Source organism: Hyphomonas neptunium ATCC 15444, assembly GCF_000013025.1.
GTDB classification, from domain to species: domain Bacteria; phylum Pseudomonadota; class Alphaproteobacteria; order Caulobacterales; family Hyphomonadaceae; genus Hyphomonas; species Hyphomonas neptunia.
Genome location: NC_008358.1, coordinates 2344536 through 2364987, shown reverse-complemented (window position 1 = coordinate 2364987; position 20452 = coordinate 2344536). Strand labels below are relative to the sequence as shown.

The 20452-nt window shown below is 62.2% G+C and carries 18 protein-coding genes and 1 pseudogene; 10 read left to right on the top strand and 9 right to left on the bottom strand.

Going from position 1 to position 20452, the window contains the following annotated elements:
* Positions 1 to 7: 7 nt before the first annotated feature.
* Both HNE_RS11180 and HNE_RS11175 read left to right on the top strand, forming a co-directional pair.
* The gene (locus HNE_RS11180; RefSeq protein ID WP_011647253.1) at positions 8 to 2185 is read left to right on the top strand and encodes an RNA degradosome polyphosphate kinase; all 2178 of its coding nucleotides are present in this window, start codon (positions 8 to 10) and stop codon (positions 2183 to 2185) included.
* Positions 2182 to 3669: a Ppx/GppA family phosphatase gene (locus tag HNE_RS11175; protein ID WP_011647252.1), complete on the top strand. Its 1488-nt coding sequence runs from the start codon at positions 2182 to 2184 to the stop codon at positions 3667 to 3669. The genes HNE_RS11180 and HNE_RS11175 overlap by 4 nt, the downstream gene beginning before the upstream one ends.
* A gap of 7 nt (positions 3670 to 3676) precedes the next feature.
* On the opposite strand, the gene rnd is transcribed toward HNE_RS11175, so the two are convergent.
* Positions 3677 to 4843 (bottom strand): ribonuclease D, encoded by a 1167-nt coding sequence (gene rnd, locus HNE_RS11170; RefSeq protein ID WP_011647251.1) that lies wholly within the window; start codon positions 4841 to 4843, stop codon positions 3677 to 3679.
* Positions 4844 to 4941: 98 nt separating this feature from the next.
* Between rnd and aspS the strand changes: the two genes are divergently transcribed.
* The gene (aspS, locus tag HNE_RS11165) at positions 4942 to 6771 is read left to right on the top strand and encodes an aspartate--tRNA ligase (RefSeq protein WP_011647250.1); all 1830 of its coding nucleotides are present in this window, start codon (positions 4942 to 4944) and stop codon (positions 6769 to 6771) included.
* A gap of 77 nt (positions 6772 to 6848) precedes the next feature.
* On the opposite strand, the gene HNE_RS11160 is transcribed toward aspS, so the two are convergent.
* Both HNE_RS11160 and HNE_RS18050 read right to left on the bottom strand, forming a co-directional pair.
* Positions 6849 to 7571 (bottom strand): pentapeptide repeat-containing protein, encoded by a 723-nt coding sequence (locus tag HNE_RS11160; protein WP_049755118.1) that lies wholly within the window; start codon positions 7569 to 7571, stop codon positions 6849 to 6851.
* Positions 7572 to 7748: 177 nt separating this feature from the next.
* Complete coding sequence (locus HNE_RS18050; RefSeq protein WP_011647248.1) at positions 7749 to 10001, bottom strand: ribonucleoside reductase-like protein; 2253 nt, start codon at positions 9999 to 10001, stop codon at positions 7749 to 7751.
* A 220-nt stretch (positions 10002 to 10221) separates the two neighbouring features.
* Here HNE_RS18050 and HNE_RS11150 point away from each other — a divergent pair, with 220 nt between their 5' ends.
* From HNE_RS11150 to HNE_RS18400, 3 genes are read left to right on the top strand one after another with little or no spacing between them, the layout of a single operon-like run.
* Complete coding sequence (locus HNE_RS11150; protein ID WP_011647247.1) at positions 10222 to 10614, top strand: NADH:ubiquinone oxidoreductase subunit NDUFA12; 393 nt, start codon at positions 10222 to 10224, stop codon at positions 10612 to 10614.
* Positions 10607 to 11164, top strand: a complete 558-nt coding sequence (mlaD, locus tag HNE_RS11145) for an outer membrane lipid asymmetry maintenance protein MlaD (protein ID WP_011647246.1) — start codon at positions 10607 to 10609, stop codon at positions 11162 to 11164. The genes HNE_RS11150 and mlaD overlap by 8 nt, the downstream gene beginning before the upstream one ends.
* Positions 11161 to 11715 carry a DUF2155 domain-containing protein gene (locus HNE_RS18400; protein ID WP_011647245.1) on the top strand — a complete coding sequence of 185 codons (555 nt, stop codon included), beginning with the start codon at positions 11161 to 11163 and terminating at the stop codon, positions 11713 to 11715. The genes mlaD and HNE_RS18400 overlap by 4 nt, the downstream gene beginning before the upstream one ends.
* Here HNE_RS18400 and aat read toward each other — a convergent pair.
* The 4 genes and pseudogenes from aat to aroQ form a co-directional block, all read right to left on the bottom strand.
* Positions 11694 to 12335: pseudogene (gene aat / locus HNE_RS18395) on the bottom strand (leucyl/phenylalanyl-tRNA--protein transferase); the annotation flags it as partial. The gene HNE_RS18400 and the pseudogene aat sit on opposite strands and share 22 nt — an antisense overlap.
* A 57-nt stretch (positions 12336 to 12392) precedes the next feature.
* A complete protein-coding gene (gene accC, locus HNE_RS11130; RefSeq protein ID WP_011647243.1) occupies positions 12393 to 13766 on the bottom strand; it encodes an acetyl-CoA carboxylase biotin carboxylase subunit in 1374 nt (457 codons plus the stop codon).
* 1 nt (position 13767) lies between these two features.
* On the bottom strand, positions 13768 to 14238 hold the full coding sequence (gene accB / locus HNE_RS11125; RefSeq protein ID WP_011647242.1) for an acetyl-CoA carboxylase biotin carboxyl carrier protein: 471 nt from the start codon (positions 14236 to 14238) through the stop codon (positions 13768 to 13770).
* A 2-nt stretch (positions 14239 to 14240) separates the two neighbouring features.
* Entirely contained in the window at positions 14241 to 14684 is a 444-nt protein-coding gene (gene aroQ, locus HNE_RS11120; RefSeq protein ID WP_011647241.1) for a type II 3-dehydroquinate dehydratase, read from the bottom strand.
* Positions 14685 to 14747: 63 nt separating this feature from the next.
* Here aroQ and thiS point away from each other — a divergent pair, with 63 nt between their 5' ends.
* From thiS to HNE_RS11100, 4 genes are all read left to right on the top strand, one after another.
* Positions 14748 to 14960, top strand: coding sequence for a sulfur carrier protein ThiS (gene thiS / locus HNE_RS11115; RefSeq protein ID WP_011647240.1), 213 nt, complete (start codon positions 14748 to 14750; stop codon positions 14958 to 14960).
* A 124-nt stretch (positions 14961 to 15084) separates the two neighbouring features.
* Entirely contained in the window at positions 15085 to 15882 is a 798-nt protein-coding gene (locus HNE_RS11110) for a thiazole synthase (protein ID WP_011647239.1), read from the top strand.
* Between the two features lie 6 nt (positions 15883 to 15888).
* Positions 15889 to 16521 (top strand): HAD hydrolase-like protein, encoded by a 633-nt coding sequence (locus tag HNE_RS11105; protein ID WP_011647238.1) that lies wholly within the window; start codon positions 15889 to 15891, stop codon positions 16519 to 16521.
* Between the two features lie 115 nt (positions 16522 to 16636).
* A complete protein-coding gene (locus tag HNE_RS11100; RefSeq protein ID WP_011647237.1) occupies positions 16637 to 18178 on the top strand; it encodes a leucyl aminopeptidase in 1542 nt (513 codons plus the stop codon).
* Between the two features lie 82 nt (positions 18179 to 18260).
* On the opposite strand, the gene HNE_RS11095 is transcribed toward HNE_RS11100, so the two are convergent.
* Together HNE_RS11095 and HNE_RS11090 are read right to left on the bottom strand one after the other, a co-directional pair.
* Positions 18261 to 19397: a DegT/DnrJ/EryC1/StrS family aminotransferase gene (locus HNE_RS11095; RefSeq protein WP_011647236.1), complete on the bottom strand. Its 1137-nt coding sequence runs from the start codon at positions 19395 to 19397 to the stop codon at positions 18261 to 18263.
* 89 nt (positions 19398 to 19486) lie between these two features.
* A complete protein-coding gene (locus HNE_RS11090; RefSeq protein WP_011647235.1) occupies positions 19487 to 20434 on the bottom strand; it encodes an isopenicillin N synthase family dioxygenase in 948 nt (315 codons plus the stop codon).
* Positions 20435 to 20452: the final 18 nt, after the last annotated feature.

The window sequence follows — 20452 nt, the reverse complement described above, 5'->3', positions numbered from 1 at the left end:
GAAACCGATGCCGGACGGGCAACAGCAGCGTGCACTCAGACAACTCATGTCATCGCCGCAGCGATTTCTGAACCGGGAGCTTTCCTGGCTGCAGTTCAACCAGCGTGTGCTGGATGAAGCAGATAACCCTGCCCATCCGCTATTGGAGCGGCTGCGCTTCCTGTCGATTTCGGCGAGCAATCTCGATGAATTCGACATGGTCCGCTATGCCGGTATTCGCGAGCAGGTGCGCGCGGGCGTGACCAAGCAGAGCCTGGACGGGCTGACACCGGCTCAGCAGGTGGCCGAGATTGAGGCGGCCTCGCTGAAGCTGATTGCCGCTCAGCAGGAGCAATGGCGCAAGCTGAAGGCGGAAATGACGCGCGAGAACATTCATGTTCTCGAACCTGATGAGCTGACGCGCAAGGAGCGCGCTGAACTGGAAACGTATTTCAACACCAACATCTTCCCGATCCTGACGCCGTTGGCGGTAGACCCTGCCCATCCTTTCCCGTTCATTCCCAATCTTGGTTTCACGATTGCCTTTGATCTTGCCTCAGAGACGGGCGGCGAGGGGCAGGTGGGCATTGTGCCGATGCCGACCTTCGTGCGGCGGTTCATCCGCTTGCAGACGGGTAGCAAGCCGGGCGTGCGCTTCATTGCGCTGGAAGACGTGATCGGCATGTTCCTGGGCACGCTGTTCCCTGGGTTTGAAGAAGAAGGCCGGTGCCTGTTCCGCATCGTGCGGGACAGCGATATAGAGATCGAGGAAGAATCCGAAGATCTGATCCGTGAGTTCGAAGTGCTGCTGAAGCAACGGCGCCGCGGGCGAATTGTGCGTCTACGGATGCAATCAAGCGCGCCGGAGAAGTTGCGCGGGTTCATTATGCGCGAGATCGGGGCGGAACCTTCCGACATCGTGCTTTATGACGGAATTCTCGGCATGGCGCGCCTGTCCGAACTGATTGTGGAGGATCGGCCGGAGCTGCTGTTTCCTGCCTATGAGCCGCGCTACCCCGAACGCATCCGCGAGATGGGCGGGGACATTTTTGCCGCCGTGCGTGCCAAGGACATTCTGGTGCATCACCCGTTCGAGAGTTTCGATGTGGTGGTGGAGTTCGTGCGCCAGGCGGCCGCTGATCCGCAGGTCGTGGCGATCAAGCAGACGCTCTATCGCACGACCGTGAACTCGCCCATCGTTGGCGCGCTGATCGAGGCGGCCGAAGCGGGCAAGACCGTAACGGCGCTGGTCGAGATCAAGGCGCGCTTTGATGAAGAGGCAAACCTGCGTCTCGCGCGGGATCTTGAGCGCGCAGGCGTGCAGGTCGTTTATGGGTTCATCGAATATAAAACCCATGCGAAAGTGTCTCTGGTCGTGCGCCGGGAAGGCAATGATCTTCGCACGTATACGCACTATGGGACGGGGAACTATCACCCGACAAATGCCCGGATTTATACCGATCTTTCCCTGTTTACGGCTGATCAGGCTCTGGGGCGGGATGCCAACCGCCTGTTCAACTATGTGACGGCCTATCGCGAGCCACCGGAGGTCGCGCCCCCTTTCGAGATCATCGGAATGTCGCCGGTGACGATGAAAAAACAGCTTATCGAAATGATCGAGGCCGAAGCCCAGGCCGCCCGCAAGGGCAAGCCGAGCGGGGTCTGGGCAAAGATGAACAGCCTGGTCGACCCGGATGTGATCGATGCGCTCTACAAGGCGAGCCAGGCGGGGGTGCCAACCGTTCTTGTTGTGCGGGGTATATGCTGCCTGAGGCCGGGCATTCCGGGGTTCTCGGAGAACATCACGGTAAAGAGTATTGTCGGGCGGTTTCTGGAGCATTCCCGCATCCTCTGCTTTGCCAATGGCGAGGCATTGCCCTCACCCAATGCCAAGGTGTTTCTCTCCTCGGCGGACTGGATGCCGCGTAATCTGATGCGCCGGGTGGAGGTCCTCGTGCCGCTTACCAATCCGACCGTTCATCGGCAGGTGCTCAACCAGATCATGGTTGCAAATCTCAATGATGAGCGCCAATCCTGGTTGATGCATTCGGATGGCGAGTATGAGCGTTTCAATGTATCGCCGCCGGAAACAGCCTTCACAGCACACGGATATTTTATGGACAATCCCAGCCTTTCCGGTCGTGGCAGCGCGCTGGAGGTCAGTCTACCGCCACGCCTGTCCTATCGTGAGACCCATCCGAAATGAGTTTCCCGAAATCCAGGCTCGCAGGCATCATCGATATCGGGTCCAACTCGGTGCGTCTGGTTATCTGCGAGGTAATGGGCGCGTCGATCCTGCAGACGTTCAATGAAAAGGTGATGGCGGGCCTTGGCGAAGGCGTTCCCAAGACGGGGCAGCTTTCCCCCAAGGGCGTCGAGGCGGCGCTGAAAGCGCTTAGCCGCTACCGTGCTATTCTCCGTGCCCTGAATGTTGAGACCTATCAGGCGGTCGCCACTGCGGCGGTGCGCACGGCGAGCGATGGGGATGCGTTTCTCAAACAGGCGGGCAAGATTCTCGGCCGGCCGGTTCGCCTTCTCAGCGGTGAGGATGAGGCGCGCCTTTCTGCGCGCGGAGTTGATCTGAGTATTCACAATCCGGTCGGCCTGATCGGCGACCTGGGCGGATCAAGCCTGGAGTTAAAGCGGATTGGCCTGGAGAAGGGGCCGGACGCCGGTGAAAGCCTCATGCTTGGCCCCTTGGCGCTTGGGGACGTAGTGACCGACCCCAAGGAGCTGCGCAAACGTATCCGCGATGGCTTGAAGGCCAGTGGCGTGTTGAAGGGTGCCAAGGGGCGTTTCTACGCCGTAGGCGGCGCTTGGCGCGCATTTGGCAGGCTGGTTATGGAGATGGACAAGTATCCGCTTCACGTATTGCAGGGGTTTCATATCAATGAAGGGCAGGTGGCGCGCGCGGCCAAGCTGTGTGTCGATTCGCTCACCAACCCTGCCGCGCGGCAGCAGATCGAAACGATAGACAAGCGCCGGGCGAAATATTTCCCGATGGCGGCTGTTCTGCTCGAGGAAATCCTTGCTCTTGGGGCACTGGAGGGGGTGACGATCTCTGCGGCAGGCGTGCGCGAAGGCGTATTGCATGATCTGCTGGATATGCCCCTGGATGATCCGCTGACGGATGGGATCATCGCATATGCCCGCCTCGACCATAACCAGATTGCCTTCGGGCGAGGACTGCACGAATTCATTTCTCCGGCACTGGTGCCTCAAAACGATCTTTTCGGATCACCGGCAGCAGACATCCGTATCGAGATGGCCGCCTGCATGATGGCGGACAGCGCCGGGCGGTTCCATCCCGATCACCGGGCGGAGATGGCCTATGACCAAGCCTTGCGCGCGCCCTATCTGGGCGTGACACATCCGGAACGGGCGATGATCGCCCATGCGATCGGCTGCCGGTATGAGAAGGATTTCAAGCGCCCGAACGAGCATATCATGCTGACCACTGAGCAGCAGGCTGAACGGGCAAAGCAGATCGGTCTGCTCATGCGCCTTGGCGCCGTCTTTTCCGGGCGCTCCGGGCCGATCCTGCAGCGCGCATCGCTGCATCTGGAAGGCGATACCCTGACGCTCAAGGTCAGCCGGAAGGATGCCAATCTGATTTCGGAAACGGTGGAACGCCGCCTCTCCCAGGCGGCAAGCATGCTGAGGCTGAAATCGGCGACGCTGGTGCGCTAGGCGCGGCCTAAACGTCGAACAGGCGCACCTGTCCGCCATTGAAGGACACGGCCAGCTTGCCGGAGAGCAGCGCAATCGCTTTCTGTCCGAACATGTCGTAGCGCCAGCCGGTCATCGCCGCGATGTCTTCGCTGGTCTCCCCGCGCGCAATCCGGTCGATGTCACTGGAATTGGCGATCAGGCGCGGGACGACATTGTTTTCGTCCGAGACGTGCTTCAGGAGCACCTTGAGCAGCTCTGGCGCCCCGGCCGGGATCTGGGCATTCTGCACGGGACGCGTCAGCTCCGGGGCAAAGGCGTCCGGATTGGCCAGCGCTTCCTTGATGGCGTCGACCAGGCCTTGCCCGTGCTTGGAGCGGATGAAGCCGTTGGGCACCGCGCGCAGCTGGTTGAAGTCTTCCTCGCTGCGCGGCTTCTGGGCGGCGATTTCCTGGATGGCATCATCCTTGAGGATGCGCCGGCGCGGCTTGTCCAGCTCCTGCGCCGTGCGCTCGCGCCAGGCGGCGACGGCGACCACGATGGCGGCATAGTCTTTCTTGGGCATGCGCAGCTTCAGGCGCTGCCAGGCATTCATGGGGTCGGTGTCGTAAGTGGCCGGATCTTCAAGCTCGGCCATCTCCTCGCGCACCCAGTTCATGCGGCCGGCTTTTTCCAGCTCATCGCGCATTTTCAGATAGGCATCGCGCAGATGGGTGACATCGCCGAGGGCATAGACGAGCTGTTTCTGGCTGAGCGGGCGGCGCATCCAGTCGGTAAACTGGCTGGATTTGTCGATATGCTTGCGCAGAACGCGCTGGATCAGATTGTCGTAGGATATCGAATCGCCAAAGCCGAGCGCCATGGCCGCGACCTGGGTATCAAAGATCGGACCCGGCGGATGGCCGATCAGGCGATTGAAAATCTCGATGTCCTGCCGGGCGGCGTGAAACACTTTCAGCTGCCGGTCAGAGGCGATCAGATCGAGGAAAGGACGAATGTCGAGATCCTCGGCCCTGGGGTCTATCAGACCCTCCACGCCCGGCGCAGACGCCTGGATCAGGCACAGCTCAGGCCAATAGGTCGTCTCCCGGTGGAACTCGGTGTCCACGCAGACAAAGTCGGATTCGGAGAGCGCGCCGCACAGATCTTCGAGCGCGGACTGCTCTGTGATGGGGGTCAGGGTGTTGTCAGTCATCCCCTGAGCGCTTATCGCACCAACTTGACAAAGGCGAGGGGGTCTGTGCCCTACGCCGCTTCTTTCTGACTCAAGCGATTTTCCGGAGAATTCGCCCGATGCATGCCTATCGCACCCATACCTGCGGCGAGCTGCGCAAATCCCATGTGGGAGAAACCGTAAAGATTTCAGGCTGGCTGCACCGACGCCGCGATCATGGCGGGGTGATGTTCATCGACCTGCGCGACCATTATGGCCTCACCCAGATCGTGTTCAATCCGGGCTCGCCAGGCTTTGCCACGGTTGAGCGCCTGCGCGCCGAAAGCGTCATAACGGTCGAGGGCAAGGTTGTTGCCCGCGACGCCGAGCTCGTGAATGCGAATCTCGGCACAGGCGAGATCGAAGTCGTCGGCGGGGCGGTTTCCGTCCAGTCCGAGGCGGCCGAGCTGCCGATGCCGGTGTTCGGCGATCACTCCTATCCTGAGGAAATCCGCCTCAAGCATCGCTATCTGGACCTGCGCCGCGAGCAGCTGCACAAGAACATGGTTCTGCGCAGCCAGGTCATCGCGAGCCTGCGCCGCCGCATGGTGGCTGAAGGCTTCACCGAGTACCAGACGCCGATCCTGACCGCCTCCAGCCCGGAAGGCGCGCGCGACTTTCTCGTGCCCAGCCGCCTGCACCCCGGCGAGTTCTACGCCCTGCCGCAGGCGCCCCAGCAGTTCAAACAGCTGCTGATGGTGTCGGGCTTTGACCGCTATTTCCAGATCGCGCCCTGCTTCCGCGATGAAGACGCCCGCGCCGACCGCTCGCCTGGTGAATTCTACCAGCTCGATATCGAGATGAGCTTCGTCACGCAGGAAGACGTGTTCAATTCGATCGAGCCCGTCATGCGCGGTGTGTTCGAGGAGTTTGCAGACTGGGAAGGCAAGGGCCGCAAGGTCGCCGAAGGCCCGTTCGTGCACATCCCTTACGCCGAAGCGATGCTGAAATACGGCGTCGACAAGCCTGACCTGCGCAACCCGATCCTCTGCTCGGATGTCTCCGACATCATGATGCGGGACGACGTGACGCTCGCCGTGTTCAAGAAGATTGTCGGCGGCGGCGGCATCGTGCGCGCCATTCCCGCGCCGAACTCCGGCGACCAGCCGCGCTCGTTCTTCGACAAGATGGACGCGTGGGCGAAGAAGGAAATGCAGGCGCCCGGCCTCGGCTATATGCGCTTTGTGGAAGAGAACGGCGCGCTGACGGCCACCGGCCCCATTGCGAAATTCTTCGAGCCGGCCGCTCTGGCCGCTCTGGCCGAAAAAGCCGGCGTGAAGGCGGGCGACGCCCTCTTCTTCTCCGCTGGTGACAAGACCGCCGCAGTCAGGCTGCAAGGCCAGGCGCGTATTCGCGTGGGCGAGGAACTCGGCATCATCGAGCCGGGCGTCTTCCGCTTCTGCTGGATTGTCGATTTCCCGATGTATGAGTGGGACGAAGACAACAAGAAGGTCGACTTCAGCCACAACCCGTTCTCGATGCCCCAGGGCGGCATGGAAGCGCTTCTGGCTGCCGATACGGTTGAGAAACAGCTGGATCTCAAGGCCTTCCAGTACGACATCGTCTGTAACGGCGTGGAGCTTTCCTCCGGCGCCATCCGGAACCACCGCCCGGAAGTGATGCTGAAAGCCTTCGAACTTGCTGGCTACGGCCCGGAAGTGGTTGAGGCGAAGTTTGGTGGCATGCTCAACGCATTCCGCTATGGCGCCCCGCCGCATGGCGGCATCGCTCCAGGCGTTGACCGGATCGTCATGCTGTTGGCCGAAACCGACTCGCTGCGCGACGTGATCCTCTTCCCGATGAACCAGCAGGCGCGTGATCTGTTGATGGGCGCGCCGAGCCCGGTGGATGAACGCCAGCTGAAAGAGCTGAACATCCGCCTTGCGCCCGTGGTCAAGCCGCAGCCCTGAGGCTTGCCCGCACACCAAAAACGAACCGGCGGGTGATCAGCCCGGCGGTTTTGTTTTGTGGAGAATTCAGCGGCCGCTCAGTCTTTGCCGATGAAATCCGGTGCATCGCAAAGCGGCAGGGTCACATCCGCCGGAAGGCGCGTCGACAGCGAACCGCAAGCTCCGGCGAAATCTGCCGATTCGGAGCCAGTGACACCTGAGAGGTCTGCGCCAGGCAGCCGCGCATCGCGGAAGGAGGCGCCGGAAAGGTCTGCGCCGTTGAAGCTGGCTTCCGACAGGTTTGCGCCGTCGAAGATGGTGCCACGCAGATTGGCGCGGTCCAGAATTGTGCCGGTGCAGTTTGCCCCCGACAGGTCAGCGGTTTCGAGGCGCGCAAACAGGAGAGAGGCCCCTTCGAAATTCACGCCAATCAGACGCGCTTTTTCGAGGTTTGCGCCCTGCAGCCGCGCACGGCTGAAATCGGCGCCGGAGGCGAGCACGTCCTGCATGCGGGCATTGTTGAATGTGGCGTCCGCAAAACGCGCGCTCGTCAGGTCTGCCCCGCGGAGGTCAGCGCCGGTAACATTGGCGCTCTGCATGTTGACGGCGGTCGCCCGCACGCCGCGCATGAAGGCGTAATCGAACCGCGCGCCGGCATAATTTGCGCCGTTCAGGGTCCATCCGGAGAGGTTGCGGCCGGAGAGGTCGCAGTCAGCACAGGCACCGACATAGCTGGGAGACCAAGCGACGGGCTGGCTTTGTGCCAGTGCCGTGTTGGCAAACGCAGCCGCCATGAGACCGGCCAGTGAGATAAGACGCATTTGTGGCGCGAACATATGACTTGGATAATGGCAATTCTAAAAACTCTAAACTGAACAAACAGTAAGAAGTGTAAAAGGCCGGTAACTGTTGCCGCCGTGCAATACAGTGTGACGCTGCGGCATAGTTAATTCTCCCCTTGAGAGGGGCAGAATCGGCCAGCGCGCTCGCCTTTGGGGTTATTGAGTGGCTCTGCTTTCTTCGCCGCAGGTATCGCAGGCCTGATGGCCGTCCGGCGAAGCCTCAAAGAGGGTAAAGCTGCCACAGGCGGGGCAAGGCTGGGCCAGATAGGCGGGTGTGAGATCTATGGTCTCTTCCTCGCCGTCTTCTGCCTCTTCAGATGCCTTTTCTGCGCGACGCTTGTTCAGAATAACGATGTTGTCCGGCAGTTGGCCGCGGGAGAAGCCTCGAGAGATGATCTGGGCAGCTTCGGTGGTGAACGGGGCGGTTTGGGCGCCGCGGGTGGCGTCGCCCGCGCCCCGGCCAAGGCCGTCATGGGTGACATCGGCTTCGGCAAGATCGTCCCGGCCCAGATAGGACAGTGCCAGTTCGCGGAAGATATAGTCGAGGATCGACGTGGCTTTCGTGATCCGGTCATTCCCGGTCACTTCGCCGGCTGGTTCAAACCGGGTGAAGACGAAGGCATCGGCATACTCTTCCAGCGGTACGCCATACTGCAGGCCGAGGGATACCGAGATGGCAAAGTTGTTCATCAGGCTGCGGAAGGCGGCGCCTTCCTTGTGCATGTCGATGAAGATTTCACCCAGGCTGCCATCGTCGAATTCGCCGGTGTGCAGGTAGACCTTGTGGCCGCCAACCGTGGCTTTCTGGATGTAGCCTTTGCGGCGATCGGGCAGGCGTGTGCGGCGGACGGGCGGCAGCGCGTCGGTGAGCACGGGCAGATCGGGCAGGGCGTCGGCCTCTTCGGCGATTTCATCCGCCAGCGAGAGGATTTGCTCCATACGATCCCGCACGTCTTCAGACGGGGGCGTCCGGTGGCCGGTCAGCAGCACGGACAGACCTGCAGCCATCGCCGCCTCCGCCATGTTGAGGCCTTCCTGGGCGGGCACGCGCAGCATTGCCATGCCATTGAGCGCGCGAGCGGCCGCAGATGTGAACCGCAATTCCGCGTCCATCGAAATGCTCAGCGACAGGCCAGCGGCCGCCAGGCCTTTGCCGGCAATGTCCTCGACGGCGCCATCGATGGCTTCTTCCGCCGCCGCGATGTCTTTCTTGGAGAAGCCCACCGCAGACAGCAGAGCGCGGCCATCAGAATCAAACCGCTCCGGCGACAGACGCAGATCATTGCTGATGATCTCGTCGCCCAGAACCCAGCGGGAGAACGCCGCGCTGAGCGGCAGGCCGTCGCCGATAGCGCGGGTGACTCGCTCGATGGCATCATCGCTGAAACCCCGGTCGCGCAGCTTTGTGCGGCCAAGGGCGGCGTCGAGGTCCTGTTCTCCGGCGCTGGCGAGACGGCCCAGCAAGACTGGCAGCTGTTCGGGTGCCCGGCGCGCGAGGCCGAGGCGGGCTGCGCGGCCAAGTGAGGGGGCGTCTTCCCCGTAGGCGAGCACGGTGCGCACCGGCGCGGCGCCTTCGCTTTCGCAGTCCGGCAGAATATTGGCGAGATCCATGAGGGGCAGGATGGCGACCTGGCAGGCGCGGCGCCCGCCGGCCTTCACCGCTTCCAGGCCAAGAATGCGCGCGTGGGCTGCCGGGAAGGCCGCGCCGGTCGCAGCGGACCGGACCAGGGCGGTCAGGGCAGCACCGGCGCCAATGCCCGTCTCGGAGGCATAATCGAGCCCGAGGGACATGACAGCGGCGCCGAGGCCGGCGATGACCAGCACACCATCGGACAGAGCGCGACCCGCCGCGTCGGCGGAAGAAATGAGATAGTCGGCCTCAAGGCCCCCCGGTCCAATAGCGGTGGCGACATCGATCACGCGGCAACGGGTGGCGGCATCAGGCAGCGGCGCGCGAGCAAGGTGGATTTCCGCGCCTTCGTCGAGCAGCGCATCGAGCGCGTCGCTGAGGACGCCATCGAGATGGCCCGTCTCGAACATGCCGGGGCGAGGTGAAGGTGTGCTGACGGCAGCGGCGCGCAGGGCGGCGGCGGTTTTCTGGATGCCGCCAGGCTGGCGGAGCGCCTCTTCCAGCACATCCTGTGGCAGACCAGCGGCGATGGCTTCGGCCAGTTCGGCATTGCGGGGCGCTTCGCCGAGGCGCTCGAGCATTTCGGCGGTCGCAAGCTGGGATACACCGAGCAGATTTGCGGCAGACCAGGCCGCGCGAACCTGTTCCAGGGCGGCGGGTGTCAGCGGCTGAAGGGCGCGGCCGGCTGACCGGGAAATGTCCCGCATCCGCACTTCGCGGGAGACGAGCCCGTCCGCTTCTGCTGCTTCCAGGATTTCCGCATGCGATTTTGCTGCCATCTGTCCCGTGCCTCCTGCCGAATCACTCCCGGTCAGGGTGCCTGCTTGCCCCCCTCGCGGCAACCGCTTTTGAGGCACACACAGCAGCCGAACGCCCGCAACAGCAGGGCCCGCGCGCGCAGGGCGCATTGCCTGCCCGTCATGGATGGATTAATCGCCCATGATCGCCATATTGGCATCGCCATATTGCGGCCATCAAACCCAGTCAGGAAAGCCTGAGATGCTGAAGCAGATATTCACTTGGTGGAGCGGAAACACGATCGGCGCCGCCTTCGACATCAAACGCCGCTCGGGCTTTGTTGGCACCGACGAGTATGGCAACCGCTATTTCGAAGAGCGCAAACCGTCTCTGGAAGGCCGCCGCCGCCGGTATGTGATGTATCATGGCCTGGCTGAGCCCTCCAAAGTGCCTGCGGACTGGCATGGCTGGCTGCACCACACGCTGGACGCGCCGCCGACCAAGATGCCGCTTGAGCGCCGGGATTGGGAAACCGATCACACACCGAACATGACCGGCACGCCGTATGCCGTGAAGCCCAAAGGCGCGATGTCCAGCAAAGGGCAGCGCCAACGCTCAGACTCTGATTACGAGGCTTGGAACCCGGATGCGTGAATCTATCTTTGAGACCTTGATCGGCGCGATTGTTATCGGCGTTGCCGGCTTCTTCCTCTGGTTCGCTCTGGCACGCGGCGGCGATGCCGCAAGCGTCAGTGCCAATCAGTATGAGGTGACCGCCCGCTTCAACAGCGTGTCGGGTATTTCGCGCGGCTCAGACGTGCGCATTGCGGGCGTAAAGGCCGGCGTTGTGAAGTCTATCGACGGCGATCCGGAGACGTTTGAGGCGGTTCTCAAGCTGGCACTCGATTCGAAATGGGCGCTGCCGGACGATACCGATGCCCGGATTTCCACAGATGGCCTGCTCGGCGGCGCCTACATCGCGCTGGAACCTGGCGCGGGTTTTGACACCATTGCGCAGGATGGCACTGGCGAAATCATGTACACGCGCGGCAGCGTTGATCTGCTGACCCTGTTTGCCTCCTTCGCGTCGGGCAGCGGCGGTGGCGGGGACAGCAGCAGCAGCGCTTCTCCGGCCATGGACGATGATTACGGCCTGACCGATGAACCCGAAGAAGAAGTGCCTGCCGAGGAAACCGTTGAATGAAGACCGCTGCGCGCTTCCTTGCCTTGGCCAGTCTTTCGGTTCTGGCTGCGTTGCCGGCTTCGGCCAGCACGATGGCCCAGAAGAATGAAGCGACGCTGCGCGCGCTGGACAAGATTACCGGGCGTTCGACAGATATTGTCGTGAAGGTCGGCGAGCCGGTCGTATACGGGTCGCTGCGAGTTGATCTGAAAGCCTGCTATCAGGCGCCGCCTGAGGAAGTACCTGAAAGTGCTGCCTTTTTGCGGATTGCCTCGACCCAGCCTGTGGCTGTCGAGACGATGGAAGCTGCTGTCGCGGCCAAGGATGTGCCGCCGTCTGAAGCCGATAGCCCGATCCTGTTTTCGGGCTGGATGTATGCGTCCTCGCCCGGCCTGAATGCGCTGGAGCATCCCGTCTACGACATCTGGGTTATTCGCTGCACGGCGCCCGATCCGGTGAAGCTGCCTGAGCGCGCGATCATTCCGGAAAGCGAAGAGCCGCTGTATGAGGACATGCCCGCAGGCGTGACCGAGTCCGAAACACCGCCGGACGAAGACATCCCTATAGATTGATCGGGCGCTGGCCCGTCAGAGCCGCCATGAAAATCTGCTCCCACTTTGAGGGCGGCTTTCAGGCGCGCTTTGAAAGCGTCACGGCTGATTTCGATCAGGCCGAACTGGGTGAGATGCGGATTGTGGAATTGCGCGTCCAGCAGCACATAGCCCCGGTCGATCAGACGGGCGGCAAGGTGGACGAGGGCGATCTTTGACGCGTCCGTCGCACGGGAGAACATGCTCTCGCCGAAAAAGGCGCCGCCCAGGGACACGCCATAGAGCCCGCCTACCAATTGATCCCCGTCCCAGCACTCTACCGAGTGGGCGAAGCCTTGCCGGTGCAATGCGCTGTAGAGGTTCACGATGGGGGAGTTGATCCAGGTGTTTGGCCGGTTGTCGTGCGGCTCGCCGCAGGCTTCGACGACGCGGGTGAAGGCGGTATCGAAGCTAACGCGATACGGGTCCTGGCAGACGCGGCGCTTCAGGCGTTTGGGGATGTGGAATGCGTCAAGGGGAAGAATGCCCCTGAAGTCCGGATCAACGAGGAACAGCCGGGGATCGTCCCGCGAATCGGCCATCGGAAATACGCCCCGGCGATAGCAGGCGAGCAGGTCTTCTGGTCCGAAGCGGGCTGACATGACCAAAGATATGGGTTGCGCCGCGCAGGCTGTAAATGTGGCGGGATGCCGGGCGGGCTATTCGCCCGCCGGCAGCTTGTTCTCGGCCAGGAACTTTTCGAGCCAGTGGATGTTGTAATCCCCGGCCTGAACGTCATCGTTTTCCACAAGGCGGCGATGCAGATCGAGCGTCGTGTGGACGCCGCCCACCACCATTTCCTGTAGGGCGCGCTTCAGGCGCATCAGGCATTCGCGGCGGGTGCGCCCGTGGACGATCAGCTTGCCGATCAGCGAGTCGTAATGCGGCGGGATGCGGTATCCGGCATAGGCGGCGCTATCGAGGCGCACATCCGGGCCGCCCGGCGCATGGAACTCGGTGATGAGACCCGGCGATGGCACGAAGGTTTCCGGATGCTCGGCATTGATGCGGCATTCGATGGCGTGGCCGACCAGCATCACATCTTCCTGGCGGAAGGAGAGCGCCTTGCCATCGGCAATGCGGATCTGTTCGCGCACAAGGTCGATCCCCGTGATCATCTCGGTGACCGGGTGTTCGACCTGAAGACGGGTGTTCATTTCGATGAAATAGAAGCGGCCGTCTTCATAGAGGAACTCGATCGTTCCGGCGCCGCGATACCCCAATTTCTGCATGGCGCGGGCGACGATGCCGCCGATTTCCTCGCGCTGCACCTGGTTGAGCGCGGGCGAGGGCGCCTCTTCGAAGACTTTCTGGTTGCGGCGCTGCAGGGAACAGTCCCGTTCCCAGAGGTGGGCGACGTTTCCGTGCGTGTCGGCGATCACCTGGATCTCGATATGGCGCGGACCCTGAAGATATTTTTCCAGATAGACGGCGTCATCGCCAAATGCGGCCTTGGACTCGGTCTTTGCCGTTTTTATCGCGTTTTCGAGGTCTGCCTCGGTCATCGCGAGTTTCATGCCGCGTCCGCCGCCGCCTGCGGAGGCCTTAACAAGGATCGGGAACCCGATCTTTTTGGCAGCCTTCTTGGCGTCGGCGATTGATTCGACCGCGCCATCAGAGCCGGGAACGCAGGGCACGCCAGCTTCGATCATGGCCTGTTTGGCGGCGATCTTGTCGCCCATGACGCGGATATGCTCGGCCGTGGGGCCGATAAAAGCGATGCCGTGGGCTTCGACCATTTCGGCGAACTGGGCGTTTTCCGAGAGGAAGCCGTAGCCGGGATGGATCGCGTCGGCGCCGGTGATTTCGGCAGCGGCCAGGATGCGCGACTTCTTCAGATAGCTCTCTGAAGAGGGCGCCGGGCCGATGCAGACGCTTTCGTCAGCCAGGCGCACCGCCATGGCATCACGGTCCGCCTCGGAGTGAACGACGACGGTGGAGAGGCCCATTTCCTTGCAGGCGCGGTGGATTCGCAGAGCGATTTCACCACGATTGGCGATCAGGACCTTCTGGATGGGACGTGGGGCCGTCATGTTACTCGATCAGGACCAGCGCTTCGCCGTATTCGACCGGCTGAGCGTTATCGACATAGATCGCCTTCACAGTGCCTGCGCGGTCGGCTTCGACGGGATTGAACGTCTTCATGGCTTCGATGAGCATGAGCGTGTCGCCCTTCTTCACCTTGTCACCCAGGGTGATGTAAGCCTTTGAGCTCGGGTCGGGGGAAAGGTAAACCGTTCCCACCATTGGAGATTTTACGGCGTTGTCTGATGCAGCCGCAGCTGCGGGGGCCGCAGCAGGCGCGGCGATGGCTGCGACAGCCGGGGCCGCAGCGGGCGCAGGCGCGGCAGCAGCTGCCTGCATAATGGTTGGGGCCAGCGGTTTTGAAACCCGGACGCGGAGGCCTTCATGTTCGACCTCCAGCTCACCCAGGTCGGCTTCCCGCAGGATGGCCGCCAGTTCGCGGATCAGGCCCGTGTCCAGCTTGTTCTTGGCAGTACTCATATTTAGCTCCTAGCCTCTCCCGATAGCCTCAGGGCCGCGCTCAGCGCGAGTTCATAACCATAGGCACCTAGCCCGGCAATTGTACCAACTGCAACAGGCGCAACGTAATTCACATGCCGGAAAGCTTCGCGCGCAGCGGGGTTCGACAGGTGAACTTCGATTAGTGGAATTTTCAATGTTTTCAAGGCGTCATGCAGCGCAATCGACGTGTGTGTGTAGGCGGCTGCGTTGAGGATCAGAGCCCGCCCGTCTCGGGCAGCCTCCTGCACCCAGGACACGAGCTCACCTTCAGAATTCGTCTGGCGCGCGACAATTGCCACGTCGCCAGCGAGCGCCCTGAGTCGGGCGTGGATATCCTCGAGCGTATCCCGCCCGTAGATTTCCGGCTCGCGCGTACCCAAAAGGTTGAGGTTCGGCCCGCCGAGGACATATACCGGTTTCGACATGCGCCTTCGTTTGCGCTGTAACGGCCAGCGTGGCAAGAGGGCAACAGTCAGGGAATTTTGGTGATGCAGATCACACTGAACGGAGCGGCGCTCGAGATCGCCCCCGGCACGACGATTGCGCAGCTTATCCACCGGATTGCCGGCGAGACAGGGCGTGACCCGCGCAGCGTCGCGGTTGAGCGCAATCTCGAGATCGTGCCGAAGTCCGAGCATGCCATGACGGTGCTGACCGAGGGGGACCGGCTGGAAATCGTGCAATTCGTGGGTGGGGGATAAGGGGCGAAAAAACTCCAAAAAAACTCCAACGATTCCTCCAACGAGGGGCCGAAATCCTCCAAGAAAACTCCAACCACGCAGGCCTTGCGGCCGTTTTTCAAGTTTCAGTCAGGAGACACCTCCCGTGCCCGACACCGCCTCCCAGAGCCCCGTTGATGATCCGCTGGTCATCGCCGGAAAGACCTATGCCTCGCGCCTGATCGTGGGCACCGGCAAATATGCCTCCTATGAGCAGAACGCCGATGCGGCGCGCGCCGCCGGGGCCGAGATCGTGACCGTGGCCTTGCGCCGGGTGAATCTTTCGAATCCGAATGAGCCGCGTCTGACCGATCATGTGACGCCTGAGGAGTTCACCTTCCTGCCCAACACTGCCGGTTGCTATACGGCCGATGAGGCCGTGCGCACCTTGCGCCTGGCGCGCGAGGCGGGCGGCTGGAACCTGGTGAAGCTGGAAGTGCTGGCCGACCAGAAGACGCTTTATCCGAACATGCCCGAGACGCTGAAGGCGGCCGAAGCCCTCATCAAGGATGGCTTCGAGGTGATGGTCTATTGTTCGGATGATCCGGTTTATGCGCGCCTGCTCGAAGAGGCGGGCTGCGTGGCGATCATGCCGCTCGGGTCGCTGATCGGGTCCGGCCTCGGGATCATGAACCCGGTGAACATCCGGCTGATCATTGAGGCCGCGCGTGTGCCGGTGATTGTGGACGCGGGCGTGGGGACGGCATCGGACGCAGCGATTGCCATGGAGCTTGGATGTGACGGCGTGTTGATGAACACGGCCATCGCGCAGGCGAAAGACCCGGTGCGGATGGCCCGCGCGATGAAGCATGCCGTGATTGCGGGGCGCGAGGCGTATCTGGCCGGGCGGATGCCGAAGAAGCGTTATGCTGACCCGAGTTCACCTCTCGCGGGGCTTATATAATCCCGTATGCAGACCAAACCTGACCTCATCATCTTCGACTTTGATGGCACGTTGGCGGACAGCGTGAGCTTCTTTCGTGCGCTTTTGCCGGAGTTGTCTCAGAAGTTCCGGTTTCGGCTTCCCAGCCATGAGGAACAGGAGGCAATGCGGGGGCATCCGCCGCGGGAGGTGATGTCGTCGTTGGGCATTCCGGGTTGGAAGCTGCCGATGATTGCGGTCTATGCCCGGAAGCGGGCCCGCGCGGCCGAAGCGTTTCCACTGTTTGAGGGCACGTTGGACCTGCTGGACGCTGTGATGGCGAAGGGCATTCCGGTGGCGGTTGTTTCATCGAACGCCGAGGCGGTCGTGCGCCGGGCGCTGGGGCCAGAGATCAGTTCACGGATTTCTGCCTGGAGCTGTGGCGCAGGCATGTTCGGCAAGGCGAAGCATTTTCGTGATGTGATGAAACGGCTGAAGGCCGACCCCGCGCGGACGCTGGCAGTGGGCGATGAGATCCGCGACATTGATGCGGCGCGCGAAGTGGGCATCTGCTGCGTGGCGGTCAGTTGGGGGTTTGCGCCGATTGATGCGCTCAAAGCCGCCAGGCCGGATCATGCTTTCGATGATGGCCCCGCGCTCAAGGCTTTCCTCGTCGGCTGAGTCCGGTTTCAATCCTTTGTGACCGGAATCTGCAGAGATCTTGCCTCGAAAAGGCTGGACATCCGGGCAGATTTTTCCGAGGCAAATGTAATATTGAAACAAAGAAGGGGCTCCCATGAAAACATGGTTCACCGCAGCTGTATCCGTACTGGCGCTGGCACTGCCCGCCGCCGCGGATCTTCCCGCCATTGAATTTGCCAAGGCAGAGCGTCCCAACAAGGGCGCGGTCGTGCTGCCCGTGGGCAAGGACGGCGCGCTTGAGGGGCTGTCGAGAGATGCTGACCGCGCCGCCAAAGGGGCGATTGCCGAGGCGATCACCATGGCAAGTTTCAAGGGCGAAGCGGGTCAGACCCTGACGCTTTATGGCGTTGGCCCCTATAGCGGCGTCCTGCTGGTGGGCACGGGCGCGGGCCTGAAAAGCGCAACAGATATGCAGACCTACGGCGCCACGGTCGGCAAGGGCACGTCTGCCTGGAAAGCCAATGTGACCGTGGTTGTGCCGGATGCAGCAGATGTAACCCATGACGCAGCCATTGCGGCGCAAGGCGCGATGCTGGGCGCGTATGATTTTGGAAAATGGCGCAGCGAGCCTGCAGCGGCAACCGAGCCAACCGTGACACTGACCTTCCTCGCGCCCGATGCAGGCGCGGCGCGGCGCGCCTGGGAAAGCAACGCCCGCGCGGTCGCGGAAGGCGTTTATTTTGCGCGCGACCTGATCTCCACGCCGTCCAACATCAAAACACCTGCCTGGTTTGCAGATCAGGTTGTCGCAAAGTTTGACGGTGTACCGAATGTATCGGTGACCGTGCTGGACGAGACGCAGATCGAGGCGCTCGGCATGGGCGCGCTGTATGGCACCGGGCAGGGCTCAGCCCGCCCGCCGCGCCTGGTGGCGGTTGAATACAAGGGTGGCGCAGCGGGCGACGCGCCGCTGGCCTTTGTCGGCAAAGGGATCACATTCGACACGGGCGGCATCTCTATCAAGCCGAGCGCGAATATGTGGCGTATGCGGATGGATATGTCCGGCGCGGCAGCCTCGGCGGGCGCCGTCCTGACGCTTGCAAAGCGCGAGGCAAAGCTGAATGCGGTTGCCGTCCTGGCCCTGGCCGAAAACATGCCGGACGGAAATGCGATCCGTCCCGGCGATGTGCTGACATCCATGAGTGGCAAGACGATCGAGATCATGAGCACGGATGCCGAAGGGCGGCTTGTGCTGGCAGATGGCCTGTGGTGGGCGCAGGAGCAGTACAAGCCCAAGATGGCGGTAACGATCGCGACGCTGACCGGCGCCGTGGTCGGCGCGCTCGGGCCAGATTATGCTGGCCTGTTTACGAAGGATGACAAGCTGGCCGGAACTTTCCTGGCCGCGGCGGAGAGCTCGGGTGAAGCGCTTTGGCGGATGCCGGTTCACCCCAATTCGCGCAAGGCGCTCAATAGCGATGTGGCAGACCTGAAAAATGGTGGTGAAGGCGCGCCGGGCGCATCGGTTGGCGCAGCCTTTGTGATGGAATGGGCCAAGGAAGAGACGCCGTTCGTGCATCTCGATATTGCCGGGGTTGCCTGGCAGAATGCCGGCAATGCTGTCGATCCCAAAGGCGCTGTTGGATATGGGGTGCGGCTGTTTGATGAAGTCGCACGTACTTACGAATCCAAATAATTCGTATAGAGATTAAATAACGAAGCCCGGCCTCATTCTGTGCGGCCGGGCTTTTTGTATAGCAAACCTTTGGAGCGCGCGCTCAGACAGCGAGCCCCTTGGCGACGCGGCGCATCACGCAAGTAGGATATTTGAGGCCGAGGTTCACGACGCAGGTGCGCTCGAGAATATCGAGCGTGCGGGCGCACATGTCGGGCGTATAGGTGATTTCGCGCTTCGCCCAGGCCCAGGGGTTCATCTTGGGATGGAAGGTACGCTTGGCGAAGATCGGTTCCCAGTTGGTGTAGATGTGCTTGGAGTTGTCGCGCAGCCGGTTCCAGATGCCTTTGCGGTCTTCTAGGGCAATGGCGGCTTCCCTGGTGGGCGCGAGCACGGTGAGGCTGATGGCGCTTTCCGCGTCGTTGTGGGGCGTGACCTGGAACTGCGAGCTGCGCGCGAGGATCGGTGCCAGGGAGGCGCGGCGCCTGCGTTGACGCTCCAGCATCGGGAGCACCTTGCGAAGCTGCACCTGCGCCATGGCGCTCTGGATCTCGTTGACCTTCATGTTGACGCCGATGAAGGCGGGTTCGTTGTAGCGGTCTTCATGGCCGCGGATCATGGCGCCCAGATCATGGTAAGAGCGGGCGCGGGCGAAATACTGGTCGTCGCTGGTGAGGACCGCGCCGCCTTCGCCGATGTTGAGGTTTTTCATCTTGTTGAAGCTGAGGGCGCCCAGATGGCCAATGGAGCCGAGGGCGCGGCCTTTATAGGTTACGCCGACCGACTGGCAGGCGTCTTCGATGACGATCAGGCCGTGCTTCTTGGCGATCGCCATGATCGCGTCCATGTCGCAGGGGGCGTTGCCCATGTGCACGGGGATGATGGCGCGGGTGTAGGGGGTGATCTTCCGCTCGATGTCTTCGGGGTCGATCGTCAGGGTCTCGTTGATGTCCACGAGGATCGGCACAGCGCCGACCATCACGGGCGCAGTCGCTGTGGCCATCCAAGTGTAGGCGGGGACGAGTACTTCGTCGCCCGGTCCGATGCCGGCTGCGGCGAGCGCGGCGATCAGCGCGCCAGTGCCGGAGGTGACCGCCAGGGCGTGCTTTGCGCCGGTCATCTCGCGCAGGGACTGTTCAAACTCATCCGTAAAGTGTGCCTTTTCGGCATACCGCGTCAGCTGACCCTCAGCGATGGCGCGGCCGGCGGCGATCCACTCACAAATTCCCATGGCTGGCATGATCGTGGCTCCCAGATTGGCTCAGGCCATCTGGAGACAGTCAACTTCCGTGCCAGCGGGCATGGCCGGTAACGAGAGGTAGAGCAGGGTTAACTGCGCTCTTTGACCAGCCCGATCTCGCGCAGGCGCTCCATCAGGAAGTCCTGCGCTGTGATCGGTGGCTGGGCCTTGCCGCCTTCGGCGAGGCAGCCGGGCAGGGCTTCAATCATGAAATCCTGATTGAAGTGAAGGAAGAAGGGCGTCGAATAGCGCGGGAAGCGGGCGCGTTCCGGCGCGGGATTGACGACGCGGTGCGTCGTCGAAGGCAGCACGCCGCCGGTATAACGCTGGAGCATGTCGCCGCAATTTATGACCAGGGCGCCCGGCGGCGGGTTCACCGCCAGCCATTTGCCCGAGCGGTGTTTCACTTCGAGACCGGCTTCCTCTGCGCCCAGCAGCAGGGTGATGACGTTGATGTCTTCATGCGCGCCGGCGCGGACCGAGCCTTCCGGTGGCGGGTTCATCTGCGGCGGATAATGCAGAAGGCGCAGGATCGAGTTGCCGAAGTTCACCTTGTCGGCAAACCAGTCCTCGGGAAGGTTCAGATGCAGCGCCACACCTTTGAGCAGGTCAGCGCCGAAATCATCCAGCGCCGTGTAGAGGGTATGGGTGGCGCGGTCGAAATCGGCCACTTCAGAGACGCTGGGCGTGTCTTTCATTGTGGCGCGGTAGGGGGAACCTGGCGGCAGGTCGCGCCCGGTGTGCCAGAATTCCTTGAGGTCTGCCTGCGCCTGACCCTTGGCGTTTTCTGTTCCGAAGGGCGTGTACCCCCGCTGACGGCCGCCGGGCGCGTCATGGTAGGTTTCCTTGGCCGCTTCAGGCAGGGCGAAGAACGCCTTGGTGGCCGCAAGGTTGTCATCGATCACGGGCTGCTGGATCGGATGGCCGGTGATGACGGCAAAGCCGGTTTCCCGGAAGGACTTTCCGAGCTTTTCGGCAAAGCCTGCCTTGTCGGTGTGCCAGAGCGGGTAGGGGATCGGTTCGAAATATTGGGTCATGAGGATATTTTGCCAGAA